Origin of the sequence: Thorsellia anophelis DSM 18579 (assembly GCF_900111395.1) — a bacterium.
Lineage (GTDB): Bacteria > Pseudomonadota > Gammaproteobacteria > Enterobacterales > Thorselliaceae > Thorsellia > Thorsellia anophelis.
In genome coordinates this window covers 1-25,049 of the sequence record NZ_FOHV01000023.1, presented here as the reverse complement: position 1 = coordinate 25,049, position 25,049 = coordinate 1, and the positions used below count along the sequence as shown (strand labels likewise).

The window sequence follows — 25,049 nt, the reverse complement described above, 5'->3', positions numbered from 1 at the left end:
CTAACTCGCTTCGGTGGGTTCTTATTCCTAACTCCTGCCTTTAAGACATTGATCGAACAAGCAACATGCGCATTTTCTTCAAATCAACATTCAACGCATTTGAAATGCACTTATGTTAAGTGATTTTCTAGAAATATGAGAGCAGCAAGAACATGTTCTATTAGTATTTTTAAGTGATACAGCGATTAAATATCCACCTTGCCAGGCTAACTTATAGGCAAGTTGCCGTTTGCTGATTTAGACATGTTTGTTATCTTCAATACAGACTATCTCATGGTTTTGTATAATCTTATTGGCGGTTTGATGAAGATGATTACGCCAGATATTTGTTATTTTGGCATCTAACTTGTCTACTTTTCTCTTAGCTTTAAACCAATTTTTACTGAATTGTATTCTACACTTATCTTCCTGCCCTCCTCGATCAGAGTTTAAGGCGAAATTACTTAATATTAACGATAAATCATTTAACATTTCATGAGTTTCTAACTTAGACGATAAAACTAATGATTTGTAGTTCGCCACATTTCAGTCTAGAATCATGTAGTAAGAACTTTTTTCTGCCCCCTACTATGGAGTCATTTATTATGTCTGCAACACAATCATCACTTATGATAATCACAGGCGCCTCAAAGGGGCTTGGATTAGATATTGCTAAAATTGCGGTTAAAAACGGTTATGATCTCATTACCATAGCAAGAACGGATAACAATGAGCTCACATCACTTTACCACAATGGCTTACCTGTAGAACACATTATTGCTGATCTATCAGACAGCACTGCAATTGATGCGCTTTTGCCAAAGCTTACCAAAGCTTTATCCAAACAATATGATAACTATACTCTAATCAATAATGCCGGTACGGTTGATCCGATTGGTTTATTTAATCTTGATATCGATCACAATCAAATCACTACTGCTATACAATTAAATGTCACAGCACCAATGAGATTAAGCCAATTATTTATTTCAACATTAAAAGACAATCGAAGCTGCAAAAAGATTATTAATATCTCATCCGGTGCGGGCAGAGGCCCAGTTGCTGGCTGGGGAGTGTACTGTGCAACTAAAGCTGCCTTAGATAGGTTTAGCGAAGTGATTGCATTAGAGTCAAATGATGTTTTAGTCTCATCTTTAGCACCTGGCGTGATTGATACACAGATGCAATCGACGATTAGGAGTAAAGATATTTCTCAATTCCCAACTCTAAACCGCTTCACTGAATTACACGAAACAGGGAGTTTGGCATCACCTAATGAAACTGCACAAAAAATTATGCATTATTTACATAGCGATAGCTTTGGCAAAACTGTCATAGATGACATCAGAAACTATGATTTTTAAGACTAGGTGAGCTATTATCGGCTTTGGTAATTTTGCCTTTAAAAAAGTATCAAATTGTTGATTTAATATTTTGCCAATTAAACATAGAAATTAAGTAACTAAGAGATAAGATATTTTATCTCTTAGTAGGACTAAACCTATGCTAAACCTTGAATAATAACAAATTTTTCCAACAACTCTTCTTCTGTTTCGATATTATTAGGATCTACAATGATACAGTTATGAATTGGACAGACTGACTGACAGGTTGGTGTATCATAATGCCCTTTACATTCTGTACAAAGATTTGGATCAATCTCATAGATTTCCTCACCTAAGCTAATCGCATTATTAGGGCACTCAGGCTCACACATATCACAATTAGTACATTTATGAGTAATAAGTAACGACATAATTATACAACTTTAGCCATAGGGTTACGGGTATCTTGTCCTGGCTTGAAATTACGCATTAATAAAGCATATTCGAGCTCTATATCTTCTGGGATCGGAATATACACAATATGACTTTGTCCTTTTGCATCAGTAATGGATTCACCTTTTTTATTTTGCATTTCACTCAAATCAAAGGTGATATTGCCTTGAGGTGTCATCAATTCAAGGTTATCCCCTACCTCAAATTTATTTTTAACTTCCACTTCAGCAAATGTACCTAACCGAACACCTGTAAATTCACCCACAAATTGTTGCTGCTCAGAAAGTGAATACCCATACTCATAGGTTTGATAACTATCATGTGTATGACGACGTAAAAATCCCTCTGTATAGCCACGATGAGCTAAGTTTTCAAGGGTTCCCATTAAACTTTCATCAAACGGACGCCCAGCGACCGCATCGTCTATCGCTTTTCTGTAAACTTGAGCAGTTCTAGCACAATAGTAGAAAGATTTGGTGCGACCTTCAATTTTTAAAGAATGGATGCCCATTTTAGCTAATCGCTCAACATGTTGAACAGCACGTAGATCTTTAGAATTCATGATATAAGTACCATGTTCATCTTCAAATGCAGCCATTTTTTCATCAGGTTTCCCAGCTTCGCTCAGTAAAACAACTTCATTTGTAGGCTGGCCTACTCCAAGTGTAGGTTCTGTGCCTACTTCAACAACATCAATTTTTTGCGGCGTGAATTTTTCAACAATTTGCCCTGTTGAAGTGTCTTCTTTAGCAGTTTCAACATTATATTCCCAGCGACAAGCATTAGTACACGTGCCTTGATTTGGATCTCGTTTATTCATATAACCAGATAATAAGCAGCGACCAGAATAAGCCATACAAAGAGCACCATGGACAAATATTTCTAATTCCATTTCAGGGCAATTTTCCCGGATTTCCTCGATTTCCTCTAAAGATAATTCTCTAGAAAGGATGACTCGGCTAATACCTTGCTGCGCCCAAAATTTAACGGATGCCCAATTAACTGCATTTGCTTGAACCGATAGATGGATAGTCATAACAGGAAAATTTTCCCTTACCATCATGATTAATCCTGGATCAGACATAATTAATGCATCTGGATTCATCTCAATAATCGGAGCTAAATCTTTAATAAATGTCTTTAATTTTGCATTATGAGGTTGGATATTACATACAACGTAAAATTTTTTACCTTGTTGATGGGCTTCATTAATACCTATCGCCAAATTTTCATGATTAAATTCGTTGTTGCGTACACGTAAGCTGTACCTTGGCTGGCCTGCATAGACTGCATCAGCTCCGTATGCAAAAGCGTAACGCATATTTTTAAGACTGCCTGCTGGTGATAAAAGTTCTGGTTTAAAATTCATGGTATTCTCAATTAGGTTTCTGGTGATGAAATAAGAACAATAATTATGCTAAGACGATAAAATACCGCTTGGTCTATACTGTTCTTAGAAATATAATTTATTGCATAAACACAAATAGACCACTTACGATTAGTCAAGTAGTCATTTAATATAGGCTATTATCGAACGTGTAGACTTTTAGTGCAAGCATCATTGCTGTATTTTACCAACTTATCTGAAGTTCATGCCTCAGCTCAAAATATGACGAAAATAAATTACACAATTATTTATGGTAAGCATGAGACATTAACTTATCCGTCCATGCTATTCCTATCGCAGACAAAACAAATAGAGTGTGAATAATAACTTGCCACATAATCCCTTCAGAAGTGTTTAAGGTACAAGAAACCGTCACTTCAGTAGTACAAGCAGGCAGTCTGTCAATTTGGGAGGCTGAAATAAATGTTTTAAGTAAATGTATCGATGAAATACCAATAATAGCCATCGCTAATTTTACTTTTAACACGCTAGCATTAACGTGACTTAACCATTCAGGTTGGTCAGGATGGTTATCTAAACCTAATCTAGAAACAAATGTCTCATACCCACCTACAATCACCATAACGAGTAAATTGGAGATCATCACTACATCAATTAACCCAAGAACCATCAACATTACATCAGCTTCTTTTAGATCATTAATGTGTAAAATTAAATGCCATAACTCTTTACCAAACAATATCACATACACAACTTGTGCAACTATTAAGCCAAGATAAAGCGGTAATTGTAACCAGCGAGTTGCAAAAATCAAACGTGGTATAAAATTAAGAGATTTGGAAGAGTGTTGCATAGTATATTCGTTTCCAGTAGTCAGTTTAGAGAGTCTTTTAAAATTAAATTAAGATCAGTAGATAAGCTATTACTATATATTGGTAAATAAATTTTCCAATCTGAAGAAAGATTTAATATACCAACTAGCTTAAGTTATGCCTATATATTACTTGTATTGGTAATTTTAATCACAAATAGTTGCAGTTGCTAGTGCTTAAATATTATTTTTAAACCTTTTTTACCTGACTTGTATACGCCTTTCAAATAACAAAATGATATAGAAAATTTCTTACAACAAATAAATACATCGTAAATATAAAAAAGACATCAATATCAGAAGTATCGATTGATGCTTCAAGGATACTGAAAAATGCTCACAAATCTTGTCTTGCCATTAATTAGTCATTAACTTGGGACATCTTTTATGCTTTATAAATAATCAATTTTAAAGTATCATAGACCTTAGTAAGGAGTTTATTACTCAAACCATCTAATATCATGATATCACGTTGAACTAAACGTTACATTATCATCTAAAAAGAGAGTAAGTATTAGTTGAAATCAAAATAAAAAATCTCTCATAATTCAAAAAATGTATTTAAATATTCTTATGCAGATTATCTTTACCTGCTAGAAATATACATAAATTATTTGGATATTTTACTAAAAGGAATTTCACACTAAAATAATTGTGTTGCACAAGCAGATTCTTAAAGCGCTCTCGAAACGTTTGTAGAATACTATTTATTAACGCTACCTTAGTACTTTATTACAGGAAAAAACAATGACTCAGCCTGCCCCATCAAATAAAATGAAAAAATCTCTCGTTGCTTTAGGTATTATTGCTGTTGTAGGCTCTGGCGCCTATTTAGGAACAACCTGGCACATTAGCAAAGAAATGGATGCCCGCCTTGGTCGTTTTGTTGAGCAAACCAATTCTAAAATGCAAGAAAATAAATATCTTGTTATCAAACCGATTATCACCTTAGGTGAAGTTAAAAGTTCTTTTTTTACAACAGAATTTAAATTAAATGTTGGCATTGAAAATATCGAAAAACTTCAGGCTCAGCATAACTTAACAAAAATGGAAGAAAACGTTAAATCAGACTATCCTATTTATTCTGATGTAGAGATTGCAGAAGCGAAAACGGCAATAGAGAAAATGCCTGATGTTATTGATGTAATGGCTATTAACAATATTGCTAAGCATGGACCTATCCCTAATATTTCTTCGTTTAATTTCAAACCTGGTTTGATGTCGGTAAGTTCGTCGACAGGTTTTACAGATTTAAGCCCAGCTATTACTGAAAAATTAATACATGAAATATCGGATACTAACAAAGACATACTTAAAAACCATAACTACCTATCTGGAAATACTTTTGTTAGTTTTGCCCGTGAATTTCACTTACAATTCACTTCAGATGAGCTTTCATTATCCCAAGCAATCCCTACCCCAGCCGAAGATGACTATTTAGAAGAATCAAATGAAGCTGCATCACCTAAAGAAACCCTCATTGATATCAATGTTGGTAAAATCACAATTGACTTAACTGCACCAAGAGATATGTCTACACTTGATTTAAATTTTGATATTGGCAAAATCAGTGTTGTCTCACCTCAATCTAATTTAATCAACGCTCAAATTGATGGTATGAATCTTACGAGTGTTTTAAATCGAGGGAATGTATTATCTGGGCAATCTAACTTTGTAGTTCGTCCTATCAAGATTGAAACTGCTGCAAACCCAAACCTTACAAATAGTATAAGTTTTGAAGGACTCCAAGTAGATACAAACCGTTCAATAAATTCTAGTGGCCTAACCGCTAATGAGAATCAAAACATAGTATTATTACCAATTACAAACACTTCGTATGATACAAATTGGTTTGATGATTCTTATGAAATCAAAACATTCTCCTCATCAAATATAACTTTGAAAGCAATAGGCAAAGATGTATCAACTGATTTTTATCTTAAATATGAGCAATTATTAAAAAAAGATTTAAACAGAGCGCGTGAATTCGTTGTTACAGGAGATATTTATGGACTACTTGGCAATTCTAACAGCCCTGGTTACTTATTAGAACTACTTGATTTTTACCGTTCTATTACCGGCACAATGGATATGACTCTGGACCCGTTTGATATTAACTCTTCTACAAAAGCAGTATTTGAAGTAGGTAAAACCCCAATTGACAGAGATGACTTCAATCTTAAGGTGGGCACATCTAAAATAATCATTAACCGTGAATCAAACGAAGCGGATAAACCACTTAATTTTGGTGTGAACGTTATGAGTCTAAATATCGCTCATCATAAATACGATGATCTAGCGGAAGAAGATTCAAACATATCATTTACGTTAAAAGATACAGGTATACAGTATTCAGTCCCTCTTTCGAATATTTATCCTTACTCTTCAGAATACAAAATAGGGAACCTATCCGTTGCTAGCTCATTTACCCCCACAATAAATTTAACTAACCTTAATTTTGGGTCAAATCTAACCCCTTCAGATAATACTTTGGGTTATTTTGAATCTTACAAAATTGAAAATGCTAAATTTAGAGGTTTAGACTTAGGAGGATTAGATATCCAAGCCCATCTTACTAATATTGATAAAGCGGGCATTGACTTAGTTTTAACTAATTTTAAAGATGCATTTGCTGCTTACAAAGAAGCTTATGAAAAACCGTCTGAATCTACTGATAGCTTTTACATGGGAAATGGTGCAAATCTAGGGCAAGAATTAGCACTTAAGTTTAGTGATAATGGTCTTCAGATTGCTGAAACGATTTTATCTAAAGGAATTGAATTTGGCATTTCTCCTATTAAGTTAAATTCAGAAGCCGGCATGACATCACTTGATTTTAATCTTAAATTGAAGCCAATTACTGCTGAGATATTAAAGAACATCGATCCAGATGATACAACTAAAGCTTATTCCATTATTGATAATATGACCTTTAATTTTGATGCTGATATTGCGTACCTAGTAGATGTAGCTGCTAGATCAACGCTGATAATGCAATCACCTGGGAATGAAAATATTGACACCGCTGAACTAACCTCAATTAAAGAGATGTATAATGAAATGGCAAATGGTTTCATCAGTCAACCACCTTTTAATACTTTCTTAACTCAACCAAGTCCAGATAAAATCACATCACAAATTAGTTTCAAAGGTGGTAACGTGATGATTAATGGTCAAGAAATGCCACTTGAAGAGTTATTAATGGGTGTTGGTTTATAATCTTTAAAATGGTATTGATTTTTGCAGCTGAGTTTGGACATTAGATTTTTTAATATCCACAACTCTAGCTAAGCCATAAGGCTCGGTTATTAACCGAGCCTTATTATTTTATCCAGCCTCAATTGAGTTATATATACATTCATCCTAAAGTTCTACACTATTATAATACGGGAGTGTTAAATGATTATCCCATGGCAAGAATTGGAAACTGATACGCTTGATTCATTAATAACAGAGTTTATTCTAAGAGAAGGGACAGATTATGGGGATTACGAGGTCTCTCTGGCATCTAAAGTGAGAGAAGTTAAAGAACAGTTTCAACAAAATAAACTCGCTATCATTTGGTCAGAAATTAACGAATCAGTCAACATTGTACCTATTGATAGCATCCATTATATGGATGAATGATGCTACTAGTTCTTCAATATGGTTATCTTGGACTGTAGTATATTAAGATATCAATACCTAAATGGCCTCCCTTATTGTTGTTATCATTATTCGATAAAGGAGACCGAAATTAATAATGTTACCGCATCCACTGCGATTTCATTACAAACTACCAATATTATTTGTAATCAAACTCAGATTATTTTTGTTTTTTTGCCCAATAACCCGCTAAAATTGAACCTGATACATTATGCCATACGCTAAAGATAGCGCCAGGTAACGCACTTAGCTCTGTAAAATATTTGAGTCCAAGCGAGCTTGCTAGACCTGAATTTTGCATACCAACTTCTATCGCAACAGTACGGCAAATCGTTTCATCATATCCAAGCAATTTTGTACAGTAATATCCGCTTAATAAACCTAATCCATTATGCAAAATAACGCCGACGAAAACTAGCAAACCCACCGTACTCATCTTTGGTTGATTTAATGCAACCACTATTGCAATAATAAAAATTATAGAAATCATAGACAAACTTGTTAAGACATCACAAATCTTATCAACTTTTTGTTTCAATATCATATTACCTATAGCACCTAATATAATCGGCACAAAAATAATCTGCACGAGACCTTTTAATATCCCAATTGAGTCAACTTCAACTTTACTGCTCAGATACAATGAGATAATAATAGGAGTCAAAACAATAGAAAGTAAAGTTGATAGCATCGTCATACTCACGGAAAGAGCAACGTCGCCTTTAGCAAGATAAGTCATAACATTCGAGGCTGTTCCACCGGATACAGCACCCACCAGTATCATCCCAACCATAACATCCTGATCAAATCCCATTACTTTAGAAATTAATAACGCAAATAACGGCATGAGTAAAAACTGTAGTCCCACAGTTAAAAGAATAATGATAGGCTTTTTAGTTACTCGCTTAAAATCGTCAATACTCAATGTCAATCCCATAAAAAACATAATTGCCATTAAGAGATAATTAATCCACCCTTTAAATTCAACAAAAAAATCAGGTTTGAAAAACGCACAAATTCCAAATCCTATAGCCCAAAAAGGAAATAAGCCATTTATTTTTTTTAACATAATTTGTTCCCCTAAAAAATAAAAGCTGCACGATGGCAGCTTTTTGAATCAATTTACCTCTTTTGAGGCAACACTTTTTAAATCCTTTTAGTCACTATTTACAATCCATCTTTTTAAGCAATACAGATCCATTTGTACCACCGAAACCAAAAGAATTACATAACACATAATCTAGATTTTTCACTTGTCTTGCTTCATGTGCAACGTAATCTAAATCACATCCTTCATCAGGATTATCTAAATTAATCGTTGGTGGAACAGATTGATCTCGTAATGCTAAAACTGAAAATATGGTCTCGATTGCACCTGCTGCACCTAGCAAATGACCTGTCATTGACTTAGTCGAACTAACTAGTACTTTTTTAGCATCTTGCCCAAAAATTGTTTTAACAGCTTGAGTCTCAGCTTTATCACCTGCATTTGTAGAGGTACCATGTGCATTAACATATCCAACTTTTGAAGGTTCAACACCGGCATCTTTAAGTGCATTTTCCATCGCAAGCGCAGCCCCAGCACCATCTTCAGGCGGAGAAGTCATATGATATGCATCACTACTCATACCAAAACCAACAATCTCAGCATATATTTTCGCTCCACGTGCTTTAGCATGTTCATACTCTTCAAGCACAAGTATACCTGCACCATCTCCAAGTACAAATCCATCACGATCTTTATCCCAAGGACGACTTGCAGCAGCAGGATCATCATTACGGGTTGAAAGCGCTCTAGATGCACCAAAACCGCCTACACCAAGTGGTGTACTTGCTTTTTCACCGCCACCAGCTAGCATAACATCTGCATCTCCATGCATAATGATACGAGCAGCATGTCCAATATTATGCACGCCTGATGTACAGGCTGTTGCAATAGTAATACTCGGTCCTCTCAGACCATAAGTAATACTCAAATGCCCTGATATCATATTTACAATAGTAGATGGCACAAAAAATGGACTAATTTTCTTCGGGCCGCTTAGCACTAATGCGGCATGATTTTCTTCAATTAATCCTAATCCACCGATACCAGAACCGATAGCACACCCAATACGGGTAGCATTTGATTCATTCACTTCAATTCCAGAATCTTGCATGGCTTGTACACCAGCTGCGATACCGTATTGAATAAATAAGTCCATTTTACGGGCTTCTTTACGAGTGATGTTATAATCATCACAATTAAAATCTTTGACCATGCCTGCAAACTTTGTCGCAAAAGGAGTTGTATCAAAATGTTCAATGAGGCTTATGCCACTCTGACCGGCTAATATGGCTTGCCATGTGGATTCAACGGTATTGCCGACAGGAGTTAGCATGCCCAGACCGGTCACGACTACTCGACGCTTAGACACTGCGCCCTCCAAGGATAGTTGGGGTAGGTAAACAATAAATGTAATTAGTCGAGGCGATCAAAAGACCGCCTCTAAGCTTCTGATTACTGCAAATTAGCGTTAATAAAATCAATTGCTGCCTGAACAGTTGTGATTTTTTCAGCTTCTTCATCAGGAATTTCTGTGTCAAATTCTTCTTCTAAAGCCATAACTAATTCAACTGTATCAAGTGAATCTGCACCTAAGTCTTCAACAAAAGAAGCTGAATTAACAACTTCTTCTGGTTTAACACCTAGACGTTCAATAATGATATTCTTAACACGTTCTTCGATAGCGCTCATACTTGTAAATTTCCTATCAAACTTCGCTTTCGCGATGGTTCTTGTAATTTATTAATGGAAAAAAAACACAAACTGCTTAAATAAATCAAGCTCGCATATTCTACACTATTTTGCTCAAATTTATGCAAAATTATACAAAAAGATGCGCTAGGTTAAACCATTAACATGCCACCATTGACATGTATAGTTTCACCCGTTATGTAGCTTGCCTCTTCAGAAGCAAGGAAAGCTACAACATTAGCGATTTCTTTAGCCTCTCCTAAGCGCCCTGCTGGGACTTGGGATAATATGTTTGACCGTTGTTCTTCCGTTAGTGCTCTGGTCATATCAGTTTCAATGAAACCAGGAGCAACGACGTTTACCGTTATGCCACGAGAAGCGATTTCTCGTGCCAACGATTTGCTTAGACCAATCACAGCAGCTTTAGCAGCCGCGTAATTAGCTTGCCCAGCATTGCCCATACTGCCGACAACTGAGCCAATAGTAATAATGCGACCAAAACGTTTTTTCATCATAGCTCGCATTACTGCTTTAGAAAGGTAAAAAACAGAATTTAAATTAGTATTAATAATATCATTCCATTCATCATCTTTCATACGCATCATTAAATTATCACGCGTAATACCTGCATTATTCACTAAAATGTCAATTTCACCAAATTCAGCACGTATTTTTTCTAACGTTTGCTCAATAGATGAGCTATCTGTCACATTTAGTACAAATCCTTTCCCATCTTTGCCTAAATATTCGCTAATTTTATCAGCACCAGATTCAGATGTTGCTGTGCCAAGTACGGTAGCCCCTAAACTAATTAATTTTAGTGCGATTGCTTGTCCAATACCACGGCTTGCTCCCGTAACTAATACGACTTTACCTGTAAGATTCATATATGACTACCTATTAGTTTAAAAAAAATATTATGTTTAAGTCAAGTTTAAATAGATTCTATTGATTTTGCTAAAGCTGTTTGAAGGCTATCTGGGGTATTAACCGCTAAGCTTTCTAATCTTTCATCAATACGTTTAGCAAGACCAGTGAGTACCTTACCAGGCCCCATTTCAATCAATTGTGTCACACCTTGCTCTGCTAAAAACTGCATGCTTTGAGACCATTTAACAGGATTATAAAGTTGCCTTACCAGTGCATCTTGAATACTTTTCGATTCTGTGAGCATGGTCACATCAACATTGTTGATTACTGGAATTAAAGGTGAGTTTAATGAAATTTTTTCAAGTGCCGATTTAAATATCTCTGCGATTGGCTTCATTAATAAACAATGAGAAGGTACACTAACTGGTAGTAGTAATGCACGTTTTGCACCAGCTTCCTTACATAAAATATTCGCACGTTCAACAGCTTGCTTATTTCCTGCAATAACAACTTGCCCTGGAGAATTATAATTAACAGGTGAAACAATTTCATTTTCAGCTGCAATATCACAAGCTTCTGCTATTTTCTCATCAGACAAGCCAATGATAGCCGACATAGCTCCTTCACCTGCGGGTACTGCCTGCTGCATAAGTTGGCCTCTTAATTCAACAAGCTTGATAGCATCAGCAAAAGGTAATATTCCTGCACATACGAGTGCAGAATATTCACCTAGGCTATGTCCCGCAAGATAATCGGCTTTAGGTCCATTTAAGCTAGCCCATAGTCTATAAATTGAAACGGAAGCAGCTAAAAGCGCAGGTTGAGTATGTTCTGTTTGGTTTAACTTAGCCTCAGGCCCTTCCTGCGTCAAAGCGAAGAGATCATAATTTAATACATCACTTGCTTGTGCAAACGTTTCCTTAATGATTGGGTATAAATTAGCAAGTTCCTTTAACATACCAAGACTTTGAGAGCCTTGGCCTGGAAATACAAATGCAATTTTACTCATAAAGTTATCCTTTTTATCTAAACTTTAAAATCTGACGAGCGCAGAGCCCCAAGTAAATCCCCCACCGAAAGCTTCTAGAAGGATTAACTGCCCACGCTTAATTCGTCCATCTCTAACAGCCTCATCTAATGCTGTTGGTACAGATGCTGCAGAGGTGTTACCTAATTTATCTAGAGTTACGACAACTTTTTCCATTGGCATACCTAATTTTTGCGCCGTAGCACTTATAATGCGTAAATTAGCTTGATGTGGGACTAACCAGTCTAACTGATTATTTTCAATTTGATTCGCTCTAAGTGTTTCTTCTACTACATTTGCAAGTTCGGTCACAGCAACTTTAAATACCTGATTTCCAGCCATAGTCAAATATGCTTTTTCATCCGCTTTTTCTCGGCTTTGATTTGGAAGAGTTAATAATTCAGCAAATTTTCCATCTGCATGCAAGTGGGTAGATAGAATACCGGGTTGCTCAGATGCACCAACAACAACAGCCCCTGCGGCATCACCAAATAAAATAACAGTACCTCTATCTGACTTATCAACTGTGTGGGCTAATCTATCAGCACCAATGACTAAGACATTTTTAGACATTCCGGACTTTATAAATTGATCTGCAACACTAAGCGCATAGCAAAAGCCAGCACAAGCTGCTGCAATGTCAAATGCACCGATGTTTTTTAAACCTAATTTGTGCTGTATCTCACATGCTGCGCTTGGAAATTGATGGCTATGTGACGTTGTTGCCACGATAATTAAATCAATCTCATTTATATCTATACCTGCCATGTCAATAGCTTTTCTTGCTGCTTGTTCTCCCATATAACTAACAGTTTCTTCATCGTTAGCAATCAGCCTCTCACGGATACCTGTTCTTGCAACAATCCACTCGTCAGTTGTTTCAACCATCTTTTCCAAATCAAAATTTGTTAGTTTTTGTTTAGGTAAATAACTACCTGTACCTAGTATTTTACTATATGTTGAATTGGACATAGATTAGCGATCCTAATATTTGGGGATGAGTTGAGGTAACGACTGAAAATGTAGCTAGCCTATAGGTTAAAAGGCATTATTAAAAAATACATTTAAATCTTTCATTGAAGTGTTAGATTGCGCAATAGCATATCATTCATTGCACTTTGACTGCAGGCTTTTGCCATTCCGATAATGATTTGAATTCCAAATTATTGCTTTAGGTTTAATAACCTAAAGCAATCTCTATATCAATATTACTTATTGATTACTTTACGGCCACGGTAATAACCATCTTTAGTCACATGATGACGTAAATGGGTTTCACCAGATTCTTTATCAACAGATACAGCTGCAGTTGTTAAAGCATCATGTGAGCGACGCATACCACGCGCTGAACGAGTTGGTTTATTTTGTTGAACTGCCATGGATTATACTCCTAAACTTAAATAAATTTTATAAAAAAGCATGTTATATGCTTAGTGTTTTTTTAATTGAGACAAAACTGCAAAAGGATTTTTCTTATCACTGTCTGGTAAAACTTCACCAAATGTTCTTACGAGCTCAGGAACATGACAAACGTCAAGCTCATGCTTTGTAAACATCGGTAATGATAGTAAAAATTCATCCTCTATTGCATTAACCAGATCTATTTCACCCCACTCATTTACCATTACTGGCTCATACTCATAGGGTAATTTATCTGCTAATGCAATATCTTTCAGTGGGCTTAAATGAAATTCAACACCCACTGTTTTCTTAAATTTCTCATTGCAACGTTGGCAACAGACAATCACTTCTATATCTGCTTTGCCGTTTATCACAACGCGCCTTTCAAGATCGAAATCAAAAGAAACTGACACATTAATATCACTCTCTATTGATTCAACCGCTTCACCAAATCTAGATTTAAACAACGATTTAGCATATACCCCTGAGTAATCAATACGCTTTTGGGCGCACTTTAAAGCATCAAAGGTAACCGGTATTTTTTTTGCAAAATTAATATCAACATTATTCATAGGGCGCGCATAATAACCATCTCTTAAGAGATAGTCAAAAATAAATATTAACGACGATCACCAATAATACGTAACAGCATGATAAATAGATTAATAAAGTCTAGATATAATGTTAGCGCACCAAAGATTGTATATTTTCTAAACGCAGATGCATCGGTAGGATCAATCTGTTCTCCGATTTCTTTTAATTTTTGAGTATCATAAGCAGTCAGCCCAACAAAAACTAAAACACCTACATAGCTAATAATAGAGGCCAAAACACTGTCTACTAAAAAGATATTAACGATAGACGCTAAAATAATTCCAATAAGCCCCATCATTAAAAAACTACCTAACTTAGTCAAATCCCTTTTAGTAGTATATCCTATAAAGGTCATTGCACCAAACATACCAGCAGCAACTATAAATGCGCCTAAAACTGACTCATGTGTATATTTCATCACAATCGCTGACAAAGTCACACCAGTTAACGCAGAATAAAGCATAAATAATACAGTTGCAGTTCCAGCACTAATCTTTGGCATTGCCCAAGATAACGCGATTACAATACCTATTTGTGCGAAAAATAAAACAAATACAAACATCCCATTTGCTTGTAAAAAAGCATTAAACTCTTCTGGATTTCTTAATAAAAGAAATGAAACAAAAGCAGTTAAACCTATACCAGCGGTCATCCATGCATATACATTTGCCATGTACGCTTGTATGCTTCCGCTTACACCTTGGACAATCGAGCCGTTTTGATTCTTTCCAAACTGGTTCATTTTTAAATCCTCATAAATTCAAAAAAATAAAAAGTATACAACTTCACTTATTCTAGTATACCAACCTGTGCTAATTTAGCACATTACTCAAATGATTTCAGCATCAATCTGATTTTTTTTTATACGGGTATAATTCTTTGCGAGAATAAGGTTCAGTTTCACCATTTTTTCTGGTTTTAAGTAATTTTAATATCCAAGTATATTGTGATAAATCAGGGCTGACTAAACTCTCAACAGCTACATTCATAGCCCGAGCAGCGCTTTGGTCATCTTCTTGCCAAATTGAGTCCTCCATAGGTGGCAACACCTTAATCTTAAGCCTATGGATTTTATTACAATAACTAGGGAATAAAGGTATTACAATTGATCTACTTACTTTGGCAAGTTTCCCAATGGCAGGTAATGTTGCTTTATAAGTGCCGAAAAAATCAACAAACTCACTATATTCTGGACCATGATCCTGATCTGGTAAATAATATCCCCAATATTTTTCTTTTATTGAAATAATAAAAGGCTTTATACCGTCTTCACGTGCATGCATTCTCCCACCAAATCTTCTCCTTGCATAATTCCAAAGGTAATCGACTAACTCGTTACGCTGATGATGAAACATTGCCGCCATAGGATATCCCTTTGCTGCTAATAACATTGCGGGGATATCTACAGCCCATCCATGTGGAACCATAAAGATTGCATTTTGACCTGATTTAATAAGTTCTTCAATATGCTGATATCCATCCCAATCAACTCTTTTAAGTACTGTTTCAGGCGATTTAATGCTTAATTCAACCATCATAATCATGCACTGTGGAGCAACAGCAAACATCTCATCAATGATGTTCTCTCGCTCTCCTTCGCTTTTTTCAGGAAAGCAATACATCAAATTAATTTGAGCTCTTCTCCTTGCACTTTTAGCTATTCGCCCTACTCTTTTGCCTAAATTTCCTAAAAATTTATCCCTACCTCTTATAGGTAAGTAAGCGGTTATTATCATTAATAGAACAAGAAGCCATACTCCCCAATATTTTGGAGTGATAAATTGCCACTTAAATTGCGGAATAAATTCTTTATGCTTTTTGGAATTGATTGTGTTGTTCATATCTAATTAAATAAGGTTTCTTCTATGAAAACGATATTGAGTCATCGAATTAGTATTCAATATCGTTTTTTCGGTAGGCGGAATTAGAATGTTAACTGTTTAAGAACTGGTTCGATATAAGCTTCGAATTCTTTTTTCTCACTGCTTGACATACTTTCTGTTCTGGGTAAATTAGCCTTAAGTGGGTTTACTGCTTTCCCATTAATCCAAATTTCATAATGTAAATGTGGTCCTGTAGAGCGTCCTGTATTACCAGACAGCCCTATTTTTTGGCCTCGTTTAACCTTCTCACCAGGTTTAACATGTATGCTTTTAAGATGCATGTAACGAGTTGTATACTGGGAATTATGTTTAATTGTGATATAGTTACCGGCTGCCCCATCTCGTTTTGCAGCAATAACGGTACCATCACCAACAGCAAGAAGTGGTGTGCCGATAGGCATAGCGTAGTCAACACCGTTATGTGGTGCTATACGCTTAGTAACAGGGTTTAACCTTCTTGGATTAAAATGAGAGCTCACCTTAAATGCTTTATTAGTAGGAGTTCTCAAAAAACCTTGAGAAGGGGCGTATCCTTCTTCATTATAAAACTTACCATTTTCAGCCTTAAGCGCATAATAGTCTTTACCACCAGATTGAACCCTGACGCCTAGCAATTGGCTTTGTTCAATTTTACCATTTAACGATTCTCTTGAAAATACAGCAACTATTTTGTCACCTTTTTTAAGTTTATTTGTATTAAATTGCCAACTCAAGGCCCGAGTGATTGCACTAACTTCTTTTTTAGATAGTCCGATCAATTTTGCTGATTCAGATAAACTAGCAGTAAGCTCACCAGTAATAAGATGATCACTCCATTCACCTTGTATGATATCTTTCACTTCAGTAAATTTACCATCTTCTAAAGCATAGGTTCTAGTTTCTCTTTTTGAAACTGCCCATGTAAGTGTATTCAAATCCCCTTCTTCATTTAATTCCCAAGAAAGAGTTTGCCCTATTTGTAATTTAGCAAGATCTTTATTTGATTTAGTTAATTTGGCAATTTCGGAAATATCAACACCGTATTGGTTAAGTACGCTACTTAGAGTATCACCTGATTGTATAATATGCTCAAATTTAGTTTGATCGGTTGGTTGAACACTTTCACCCTCGATTTCTTCTGGATAAAAGGGAAGAACGTCATAAAATTCGCTATCTGGACTCAGTGCCATAGACGGTATAGATTCTTCTGCAGAAAAAAGGTCAAAACGATCGATTAAATGAATAGAACTATCTTGGTTCGGATTCAAAAAAGCAATACCAAATGTAATAATAGAAATGGATACCAGTAACACCCTATGGATTCCTGGTAAGTTAGAAAATACATTTGCAGAATTTTGTATCAGTTTAATTGGCACAAGCTGGTCTCTAATTCAAATTACAAATTTTTGTTATTCGCTTGGATTAACAAGTTATAAAAATAGAAATTATCTAATCCAAGTATTTCTTTTACAAGCATATCAATCATATTCCTTGTAAATGCTATACAGTAGTTTTATTATTTTGTTAAGTTATAATGACTAAATGCTATACTCAATCAGGTTACTTACTTAATAGATTACCATTAATAAACGAAAGATAAACAAACTTAAATGTAAAAACTTGCAAATATCAACTTACTTTGACAAAAGTTTCCTCGGAAAGTTCATATTTCACTTGAATTTTTACACTCAAATAGAAACAATCAATGTCACTAACTGAATAATTTAATCATTTTGTTACATTGTTCTTATATTACTAACTCAAACAAAAGGATAATATAGATTTATGACCCTGCTAAATCCAGAAACCATTACACAAGAAATAATTGAATTACAAAGCAAAATAGCTTATCAAGAACTTACGATAGAAACACTTAATCAAATGATAGTAAAACAACAATTTGATATTGAAAAACTTGAAGCACAATTCAAATACATTTCAAGTAGGCTGCAAGGAATAGAACCGTCATTAATGGCAATGCCTCATGAAGAAACGCCACCACCACATTACTGATGGTTTAACAGCATTTGCACATAAATAAATTATAATATTAATCCCTTAAATTTTATTATTGCATATCTCGTGAAGCTTCCAAGCAGTCAATATAATGTTTAATTGCTTAATAATACCTATTAAATAAATTAAATTTCAGTTGATAATAACTTAGTAAAAAGTGATTTATTATTTTGTAACTGATATTCTGTTTTCAACTTTTCAGATCGTAATATTGCTTTTAAATCACTAAGTGCTCTCTCGAAATCATCGTTGATAATAACGTAATCATATTCATCAAAATGTTCGATTTCTTTTTTTGCTTGTTTCATTCTAAAATCAATGGTTTCATCACTGTCTTGGCCTCGTCCCTTTAGTCGTCTTAATAGTTCTTGATTAGAGGGTGGTAAAATAAAAATAGACTTAGCTGATGGCATCTTATTTCTAATTTGCCTTGCTCCTTGCCAATCAATGTCTAAAAAAACATCTACACCTGAGGCAAGAGTATTTAATATAGCATTTTTAGACGTACCATAATAATTCCCAAAAACTTCAGCATGTTCTAAAAAATCATCTTTTTCAATCATTTCAAGAAATGTTGGCTTATCAATAAAATAATAATGCACACCTTCTTGTTCGGCCTCTCTTTTATTTCGAGTTGTATGGGAAATGGATACTTGCGCTTCGTAAAGCGGATGATATTTTAAATACGCTTGAATAAGACTAGATTTTCCAGCACCACTTGGCGCAGAAATAATGTAGAGTGTACCATTTTGAGTCATAGTTTTATCCTGTTGTGTTATGCGTCTTTAAAAACTTCTAATAATTTAAATCTTAAGCAAATTAGTTTCATGTCAAATGAAAATAATCCAAATTCTTCAAAAAATTCTCGAGTGACTTTTTGCCAATATGCCAAAGTTAAATCACCCTCACCCTCAGCCCTTGCATGGGCTTCATCAACTTTTAAAAAAGTGGTCACGAGCACGTCAGTAATTTCTACTGAACATGCAGGCTCTGAATCTGCGCCAATAATCACAAATGCATCTCCTTTTTCAGGAATGTTATCAGGTTCGTATAATGAACACGTTGCAGTTTTTATCCCTAGAACAATTAATTCTATGAGTTTATCTGCTTCTTCATCTGTGCTTCCAAATGTCCAACGCTCTACATGCTCATAGTGAGGGGGTATGATCTTCATTATTGATCCTGTGTATTATCATGTTTAATTATTAAGAGTAAGAAAGGTATATCTTTACTCAATTTGTAGTTATATCTATAAGCTCGCTTCTATTTTGCCAAATTTTACTGTATTTAACCAGCCTTTAACATATTGCATTGAATTTTAATATTAAACTAATAGAATTCTTATTTAATTGCAATTTTCTTATTCTAAATTTTACTATCAATTGTATTTTTGTATAGAATATCAAGATTAGTAGAACAATCTTTTCATTCAATATTAACAGAGGAACTTATGGCAAAAGCAAATGAAATTAAACGAGGTATGGCAGTTAGTTTAAATGATAAGCTTCTTTTAGTAAAAGACATTGATGTACAGAGCCCTACTGCTAGAGGTGCAAATACATTATATAAGATGCGATTCACAGATGTGAAAACTGGCCAAAAAGTAGAAGAAAGATTTAAAGGTGATGACCAAATTGATTTGATTGATCTGTCTAGGCGTGCAGTGACTTTTTCTTATATCGACGGCGACGAATATGTTTTTATGGATAAAGAGGATTACACTCCTTACTCTTTTAAAAAAGATCAAATTGAAGATGAATTACTATTTATGCCTGAAGATGGTCTTGATGGTATGCACGTGTTGACCTGTGAGGGGGAAGTCATTGCTCTAGAGATGCCTCAAACAGTTGATTTAGAAATTATTGAAACGGTGCCAGAAATGAAAGCTGCTTCTGCAAGTTCACGGAATAAACCTGCTACAATGAGTACAGGCCTTGTTATTCAAGTCCCTGAATACCTTTCTAATGGAGATAAAGTTAAAATTCATATTGCAGAAAAGCGTTATATGGGCCGTGCAGATTAATCACAAATACTAAGATTTCTTTTCTGGCTTTTTTGGTAAATCTCTACGAGCCAGAAAACAGTAATTTAAGTCTTAATTGGTTAAAATCCAATTATTGAAGATTCTACTTGCCATGTTGTGTTAAAATCTGCATCGTGACTTAGACAGATAACTATAATAATGAATATAAATTATAGAGTATTTTAGCCAAAATATTTCATCTCGACTAAGAGTATTAATCTTTAAGGGAATTTATGCATGCGTTTTTACACTAAAGCTTCCATCATAGTATTGACTTTGATTTTAGTATCAATACTCTTTCTCTATGCGATGCCTCAAACAAAACAACTTGGCCCCTTGTTTGCAAAAATTGTATCTTCTCATGCTGGTTACCAAGTGAAATTTACTGATGTACAGCACTCTTTCTCACAAAAAGATACACTTACAGTTAATAATGTAGAGATTAAATCCAATTCTGGAGATATTATTCTTTCGGCAGAAAAACTGGTATTAAGAATCAAAAATTGGACTCAAATTAGTGATAATTTGGATTTCAAACTAATCTATGTTGAAAATGGCATCATTAATGTTGATAAAATCATTAATGAAACTTCAATTAAAAGTGATAGCCTTCAGCTAAAAAACATCAGAGCAACAACTAATGTTAATGGTCTAAAAATACAAGCAACAGGTCTTACAGCTCAAGTATCGCCTTGGAATAATAATGAATATAACTGGTTATTACATGATAATGACTTAGCGCTCTCTGCGAAGACTATCCGAGTATTCCCGTCTAGTGATAGCCTTTCAAATGAATTTCAAATAGATGGTATTTTAAACAATATAAGATCTACATTAGGTGATCGCTTTGAATTCAAAAATATTATATTAAAGTCTAAACGTTTAGAAGATGTTATTTTTATTAATGAACTTGGGTTAGATTGGTTAGAAGGTAGCATTACCGCTAAAGCTAGAATTCAACCCCAAAAAAAGTGGTTTTTTGATTATCTGTATATCGATAATATTACGCATCATATTAATCTCTCAATTGATGAAATCATTAATAGCATAAAACCTACATATGTTTTTAAACAGGCAACATTCACTAATTCTACCCTATCTGGAAAAGACTGGAATTTAGAAAATGTTTATATCGATCTTAAAAACCTAGAGTTTGATAGCAACCAGTTGCAAGGAATGAATAACGAAGAAAAACCGACTGGTGATATCTCACTTACTGCTGATAAACTTACATGTAGAGATCTTAATTTAGACGATGCGAATTTAATACTAAGCTTAAAGGATAATGCTTGGTCAATAAAACAAGCAAGTGCGAATCTTTTAGAAGGCTATATTGCGACAACAGGGCATTATGATATTATTGAAAACTCTCTTATTTTAGACTCTATGGTTGCAAATAATTTTAACCTAAATTTGCAGTCATTGCCTGAAGAGCTTTTAGTATTTACCCAAGCCTTAACTAGAGTAAAAGTGCTCACAATTTCAACTCTACAACTAAAAAACATTTCAATACATAGTATTCAAGATTTTTTACCTTGGCAAATCAAAAATATTACTTTGGATGGCAAATCTTTGAAAATAATTGACAATTACAACAAAGGGTTTCATTCTGGTTATTTTTCATCTGTAATAAATGATTTATCTATTAACTCTATTGATTTCTCGATTGGTGCATCTTTCCAAGTATTAGCTGATAAATCAAAAATTTTAGTACATGCACTAAAAGCCGCAACCGATAAAGGTGTTATTGAAATACCTTCGATTTCTATTGACAGACAAAAGCCTGCTAACCTTAAATTTAACTTAAACGCTCAATCTATCGACAGGTCAATTTTTGAACGTTGGTACTGGCCTAAACTTCCTCTTTCACATGCGCAAGGTGATTTAGTTAATTTTGAACTTGAAGCAAATGGAATCATTCCAGATAATTTATCAAATACGCTTAGCCAGCTGTCCACGCAAAAAAGAAGTGAATTGACTTTTAATTTAGTTAATAGCTTACAATTATCTGGGGTATTATCTGTTTCAAATACAGCAGAACACGGACTGTCTGACTTAAGATACTCCTTAACTCAAACGCTTTTAAATGGTGAAGTAATCGAAACAAACTATCAAGAACAACCCTCTGTAAATCATTTAAAAGAGTTACTAGTAATTAATCAAAATGCTAACTTAAGCCAAAAACTTGCTATGCAAGCACAAATTGAAAAACAAATTTATGATCAAATCGATCTGCTATTTGGTGAATATGAAACTATCTTAAATACCAAAATTGAACAAAAATTAAACAAATTAAGAACTGCACCTTTTTTCGAAAGTCAATCAGATTAAAATTATCGTTTAAAAAACTTTTACGAAATGCAGTATTTTTAATTCATAGCCTCTAATTAATATGAGGCTATGTTTACTCTAATCTGATTCCAAAACTTCTAATAATTCCAGCCAATCAGCCTCTGCTGTCTCTAATTTTTTTCTAATGTCTGTTTGTTCATTAAGATATTGCTGTAAGATTTCTTTACGTTCTGGTGCATAAAGCTCATTATCAGAAAGTGCTAGCTCAATTTCAGCTAATTTTTTTTCATAAAGAGCTACTGACTTCTCTAATTCAGCAATTTTTTTACGCAAAGGCAAACTTTGTGCGCGTTTTTCAGCTTCATTTTTTTTCTGCTCTTTTTTGCTGGCTGAGTCAACTGTACTAGTCTTATTTGTAAGTGGCTTAGTATCAGATTGTGTCTTTTTCGTTTGATTAATTTTCTTCTGTTGCTCATTTAGCCAACGTTGGTAATCCTCTAGATCACCATCAAATGGTTCAACTTTACCATCATCTACCAAATAAAATTCATCCGTAACTGCACGTAATAAATGCCTATCATGTGATACAACAACCAGTGCCCCCTCATATGCAATTAAAGCATCTGTAAGCGCATCTCGCATCTCTAAATCTAAATGATTTGTTGGCTCATCTAGTAATAACATGTTAGGTTTCTGCCAAATAATCAGTGCTAAGACTAATCTAGCCTTCTCTCCACCTGAAAAATTTTCTGTAGGCTCTAAAACTTTGTCTCCATGAAAGGCAAATCCACCTAAATAGTTACGAAGTACTTGATCAGTTGTCTTTGGTGCAATTCGTTGAAAATGAAGTAATGGTGAACCTTGCGGATCTAAATACTCTAATTGATGTTGAGCAAAATACCCTAATGCGACTCCTTTAGCTAAGGCAATTTCACCCGCAGTAGGAGAGAGGTCGCCGGCTAACAATTTCACTAGTGTGGACTTACCTGCACCGTTTCTACCTAATAATCCAATCCTAGAGCCTGGAACTAAATTGAGTTTGATAGATTGAAGAATAGTGACATCTTTATACCCTGCACTCACTTTTTCCATTTGCAAAATTGGATTAGGTAAACTAATTGGTTTTGGAAATTGGAATTCAAATCCTCTATCAATTTTTAATGGTATTAATTCATCCATGCGCTCAAGCATTTTTATTCTACTTTGTGCTTGTTTAGCTTTTGAGGCCTTCGCCCTAAACCTATCTATGTAACTTTGAAGATGAGTGCGTTTTTCAGCTTGAGCTTCAACAGCGGCTTGGTGTTGTGCAAGTTTCGTTGCTCTTTGTCGCTCAAAATCACTATAATTGCCCGTATACTCAAAAATTTGCTGTCGTTCGATATGCAAAATTTTATCGCAAATAGGATCCATAAAATCCCTATCATGTGAGATTAATATTAATGTGCCAGGATAGCTTTGTAGCCATTTTTCAAGCCAAATAACCGCATCTAAATCAAGATGGTTTGTTGGTTCATCTAATAATAAAAGATCCGAACGGCAAATAAGTGCTTGTGCTAAGTTTAACCTCATCCTCCAACCACCAGAAAAATCTTTAACAGGGCTATTAAGTTGATGTTCGCTGAATCCCAATCCAGCCAATAGCTGTGAAGCTCTGGAGTGAATAGTCCAAGCACCAATAACATCTAATAACTCATGTATTCTTGCTATTTCATTACCATCGTTCTGCTCCGTTGCCTTCTCCAATGCAGCTGATAATGATCTATACTCCCTGTCACCATCAAGCACGTATTCAATAGCAGAAATATCAAGTGCAGGTGTATCTTGTAATACCCAAGCAAGTGACCAATTTGAAGGAAAATGTAAGCTTCCTTGCTCTGGCTGTAATTCACCTTTAATTAAAGAGAGTAATGTCGATTTACCACATCCATTTTTTCCTACTAATCCAACTTTTTGATTTGGATTAATTGTTGCTTGACTGTTATCAAGCAACACCTGTACACCACGCCTAACCTGTAAATCTGTTATTTTGATCATTTCGCTTCCAAGAATTTACTAGAATAACTTCTATTTTTTATATACAACTGAATATTATGAAACATATCATATCACTATGGAGTTTTTTCGTATTTTTGAAGGGTTGACATTGAAAAATCATGTAACACTATAATTAGATTATATCACTCAAAATAATTTGAGTACTGAATTCTTAATATTAACGCTATTTTTTATTAAAAGTAAAACTATATTAGTTAAGCAAAATTATACTCACATTAAAACTATTTGAGAGCTTTGCATTTATGCTCTGCATCTCGCTAGTTACATCAAAAATCTATTTTTTAAAAAATAGATTTTTGGAAAAATTTTTTTTCCTGTTTTTTTGATCATTTTTTTCAAAAAAAACACTTTTTTCGCGTATTTATAGGCATATTGACCCTTTTTTGTTCCATTTTTTGCCTTTTAGGCAAAATTTAGGCGTATTTAGTCTGTAAATCGTCTAGTTCTTTTTTAATTGTTTTGGCCCTCTGGAGATTTAAAACAATACAACGCAGCGTACAGCTTAGCGCATTTCTAACTAGCCCCTTATATCTCGCTTGTCCCATCCCAAT

24 protein-coding genes are annotated in these 25,049 nt (G+C 34.6%); 6 read left to right on the top strand and 18 right to left on the bottom strand.

Features of this window, described 5'->3' with window-relative positions; all coding sequences use genetic code 11:
* Positions 1 to 90 precede the first annotated feature (90 nt).
* A complete protein-coding gene (locus BMW37_RS15995; RefSeq protein ID WP_143047642.1) occupies positions 91 to 237 on the bottom strand; it encodes a zinc ribbon domain-containing protein in 147 nt (48 codons plus the stop codon).
* 347 nt (positions 238 to 584) lie between these two features.
* Between BMW37_RS15995 and BMW37_RS11315 the strand changes: the two genes are divergently transcribed.
* The gene (locus BMW37_RS11315; RefSeq protein WP_177168654.1) at positions 585 to 1,343 is read left to right on the top strand and encodes an SDR family NAD(P)-dependent oxidoreductase; all 759 of its coding nucleotides are present in this window, start codon (positions 585 to 587) and stop codon (positions 1,341 to 1,343) included.
* A 137-nt stretch (positions 1,344 to 1,480) separates the two neighbouring features.
* Here the strand turns inward: BMW37_RS11315 and BMW37_RS11310 are convergent, their stop codons facing one another.
* The 3 genes from BMW37_RS11310 to BMW37_RS11300 all read right to left on the bottom strand — a co-directional run bounded on the left by BMW37_RS11310 (position 1,481) and on the right by BMW37_RS11300 (position 3,958).
* On the bottom strand, positions 1,481 to 1,735 hold the full coding sequence (locus BMW37_RS11310; RefSeq protein WP_093321123.1) for a YfhL family 4Fe-4S dicluster ferredoxin: 255 nt from the start codon (positions 1,733 to 1,735) through the stop codon (positions 1,481 to 1,483).
* A 2-nt stretch (positions 1,736 to 1,737) separates the two neighbouring features.
* Entirely contained in the window at positions 1,738 to 3,126 is a 1,389-nt protein-coding gene (gene trhP / locus BMW37_RS11305; RefSeq protein WP_093321120.1) for a prephenate-dependent tRNA uridine(34) hydroxylase TrhP, read from the bottom strand.
* A 262-nt stretch (positions 3,127 to 3,388) separates the two neighbouring features.
* Positions 3,389 to 3,958, bottom strand: coding sequence for a TIGR00645 family protein (locus tag BMW37_RS11300; RefSeq protein ID WP_093321118.1), 570 nt, complete (start codon positions 3,956 to 3,958; stop codon positions 3,389 to 3,391).
* A 765-nt stretch (positions 3,959 to 4,723) separates the two neighbouring features.
* On the opposite strand from BMW37_RS11300, the gene BMW37_RS11295 reads away from it, so the two are divergent.
* Together BMW37_RS11295 and BMW37_RS11290 are read left to right on the top strand one after the other, a co-directional pair.
* The gene (locus BMW37_RS11295) at positions 4,724 to 7,195 is read left to right on the top strand and encodes a DUF945 family protein (protein WP_093321115.1); all 2,472 of its coding nucleotides are present in this window, start codon (positions 4,724 to 4,726) and stop codon (positions 7,193 to 7,195) included.
* Between the two features lie 180 nt (positions 7,196 to 7,375).
* On the top strand, positions 7,376 to 7,603 hold the full coding sequence (locus BMW37_RS11290; RefSeq protein WP_093321112.1) for a YheU family protein: 228 nt from the start codon (positions 7,376 to 7,378) through the stop codon (positions 7,601 to 7,603).
* A gap of 178 nt (positions 7,604 to 7,781) precedes the next feature.
* Here the strand turns inward: BMW37_RS11290 and BMW37_RS11285 are convergent, their stop codons facing one another.
* From BMW37_RS11285 to mepM, 11 genes are all read right to left on the bottom strand, one after another.
* Entirely contained in the window at positions 7,782 to 8,690 is a 909-nt protein-coding gene (locus BMW37_RS11285; RefSeq protein ID WP_093321110.1) for a bile acid:sodium symporter family protein, read from the bottom strand.
* Between the two features lie 94 nt (positions 8,691 to 8,784).
* Complete coding sequence (gene fabF / locus BMW37_RS11280) at positions 8,785 to 10,038, bottom strand: beta-ketoacyl-ACP synthase II (protein ID WP_093321107.1); 1,254 nt, start codon at positions 10,036 to 10,038, stop codon at positions 8,785 to 8,787.
* Between the two features lie 83 nt (positions 10,039 to 10,121).
* Positions 10,122 to 10,358, bottom strand: a complete 237-nt coding sequence (gene acpP / locus BMW37_RS11275) for an acyl carrier protein (protein WP_093321105.1) — start codon at positions 10,356 to 10,358, stop codon at positions 10,122 to 10,124.
* A 152-nt stretch (positions 10,359 to 10,510) separates the two neighbouring features.
* The gene (gene fabG / locus BMW37_RS11270) at positions 10,511 to 11,245 is read right to left on the bottom strand and encodes a 3-oxoacyl-ACP reductase FabG (RefSeq protein WP_093321103.1); all 735 of its coding nucleotides are present in this window, start codon (positions 11,243 to 11,245) and stop codon (positions 10,511 to 10,513) included.
* Positions 11,246 to 11,292: 47 nt separating this feature from the next.
* A complete protein-coding gene (gene fabD, locus BMW37_RS11265) occupies positions 11,293 to 12,237 on the bottom strand; it encodes an ACP S-malonyltransferase (protein WP_093321100.1) in 945 nt (314 codons plus the stop codon).
* A gap of 24 nt (positions 12,238 to 12,261) precedes the next feature.
* Positions 12,262 to 13,227 carry a beta-ketoacyl-ACP synthase III gene (locus BMW37_RS11260; protein ID WP_093321097.1) on the bottom strand — a complete coding sequence of 322 codons (966 nt, stop codon included), beginning with the start codon at positions 13,225 to 13,227 and terminating at the stop codon, positions 12,262 to 12,264.
* Between the two features lie 236 nt (positions 13,228 to 13,463).
* On the bottom strand, positions 13,464 to 13,634 hold the full coding sequence (gene rpmF / locus BMW37_RS11255) for a 50S ribosomal protein L32 (protein WP_093321095.1): 171 nt from the start codon (positions 13,632 to 13,634) through the stop codon (positions 13,464 to 13,466).
* 51 nt (positions 13,635 to 13,685) lie between these two features.
* Positions 13,686 to 14,228, bottom strand: coding sequence for a YceD family protein (locus BMW37_RS11250; RefSeq protein ID WP_093321092.1), 543 nt, complete (start codon positions 14,226 to 14,228; stop codon positions 13,686 to 13,688).
* Between the two features lie 47 nt (positions 14,229 to 14,275).
* The gene (locus BMW37_RS11245) at positions 14,276 to 14,992 is read right to left on the bottom strand and encodes a Bax inhibitor-1/YccA family protein (protein WP_093321090.1); all 717 of its coding nucleotides are present in this window, start codon (positions 14,990 to 14,992) and stop codon (positions 14,276 to 14,278) included.
* Positions 14,993 to 15,095: 103 nt separating this feature from the next.
* Positions 15,096 to 16,079 carry a lauroyl-Kdo(2)-lipid IV(A) myristoyltransferase gene (gene lpxM / locus BMW37_RS11240; RefSeq protein ID WP_483887622.1) on the bottom strand — a complete coding sequence of 328 codons (984 nt, stop codon included), beginning with the start codon at positions 16,077 to 16,079 and terminating at the stop codon, positions 15,096 to 15,098.
* Positions 16,080 to 16,174: 95 nt separating this feature from the next.
* Positions 16,175 to 17,482: a murein DD-endopeptidase MepM gene (gene mepM, locus BMW37_RS11235; RefSeq protein WP_093321164.1), complete on the bottom strand. Its 1,308-nt coding sequence runs from the start codon at positions 17,480 to 17,482 to the stop codon at positions 16,175 to 16,177.
* A gap of 415 nt (positions 17,483 to 17,897) precedes the next feature.
* Here mepM and BMW37_RS11230 point away from each other — a divergent pair, with 415 nt between their 5' ends.
* Positions 17,898 to 18,125 (top strand): SlyX family protein, encoded by a 228-nt coding sequence (locus BMW37_RS11230; RefSeq protein ID WP_093321086.1) that lies wholly within the window; start codon positions 17,898 to 17,900, stop codon positions 18,123 to 18,125.
* 128 nt (positions 18,126 to 18,253) lie between these two features.
* Here the strand turns inward: BMW37_RS11230 and gmk are convergent, their stop codons facing one another.
* Both gmk and BMW37_RS11220 read right to left on the bottom strand, forming a co-directional pair.
* Positions 18,254 to 18,886, bottom strand: coding sequence for a guanylate kinase (gmk, locus tag BMW37_RS11225; RefSeq protein ID WP_093321084.1), 633 nt, complete (start codon positions 18,884 to 18,886; stop codon positions 18,254 to 18,256).
* A gap of 17 nt (positions 18,887 to 18,903) precedes the next feature.
* Positions 18,904 to 19,302: an ASCH domain-containing protein gene (locus tag BMW37_RS11220; RefSeq protein WP_093321082.1), complete on the bottom strand. Its 399-nt coding sequence runs from the start codon at positions 19,300 to 19,302 to the stop codon at positions 18,904 to 18,906.
* A 276-nt stretch (positions 19,303 to 19,578) separates the two neighbouring features.
* On the opposite strand from BMW37_RS11220, the gene efpL reads away from it, so the two are divergent.
* The gene (gene efpL / locus BMW37_RS11215; RefSeq protein ID WP_093321079.1) at positions 19,579 to 20,151 is read left to right on the top strand and encodes an elongation factor P-like protein EfpL; all 573 of its coding nucleotides are present in this window, start codon (positions 19,579 to 19,581) and stop codon (positions 20,149 to 20,151) included.
* A gap of 237 nt (positions 20,152 to 20,388) precedes the next feature.
* Positions 20,389 to 22,482: an AsmA family protein gene (locus BMW37_RS11210; protein ID WP_093321077.1), complete on the top strand. Its 2,094-nt coding sequence runs from the start codon at positions 20,389 to 20,391 to the stop codon at positions 22,480 to 22,482.
* Positions 22,483 to 22,560: 78 nt separating this feature from the next.
* Here BMW37_RS11210 and BMW37_RS11205 read toward each other — a convergent pair whose 3' ends face one another.
* Positions 22,561 to 24,477 carry an ABC transporter ATP-binding protein gene (locus tag BMW37_RS11205; protein WP_093321074.1) on the bottom strand — a complete coding sequence of 639 codons (1,917 nt, stop codon included), beginning with the start codon at positions 24,475 to 24,477 and terminating at the stop codon, positions 22,561 to 22,563.
* Positions 24,478 to 25,049: the final 572 nt, after the last annotated feature.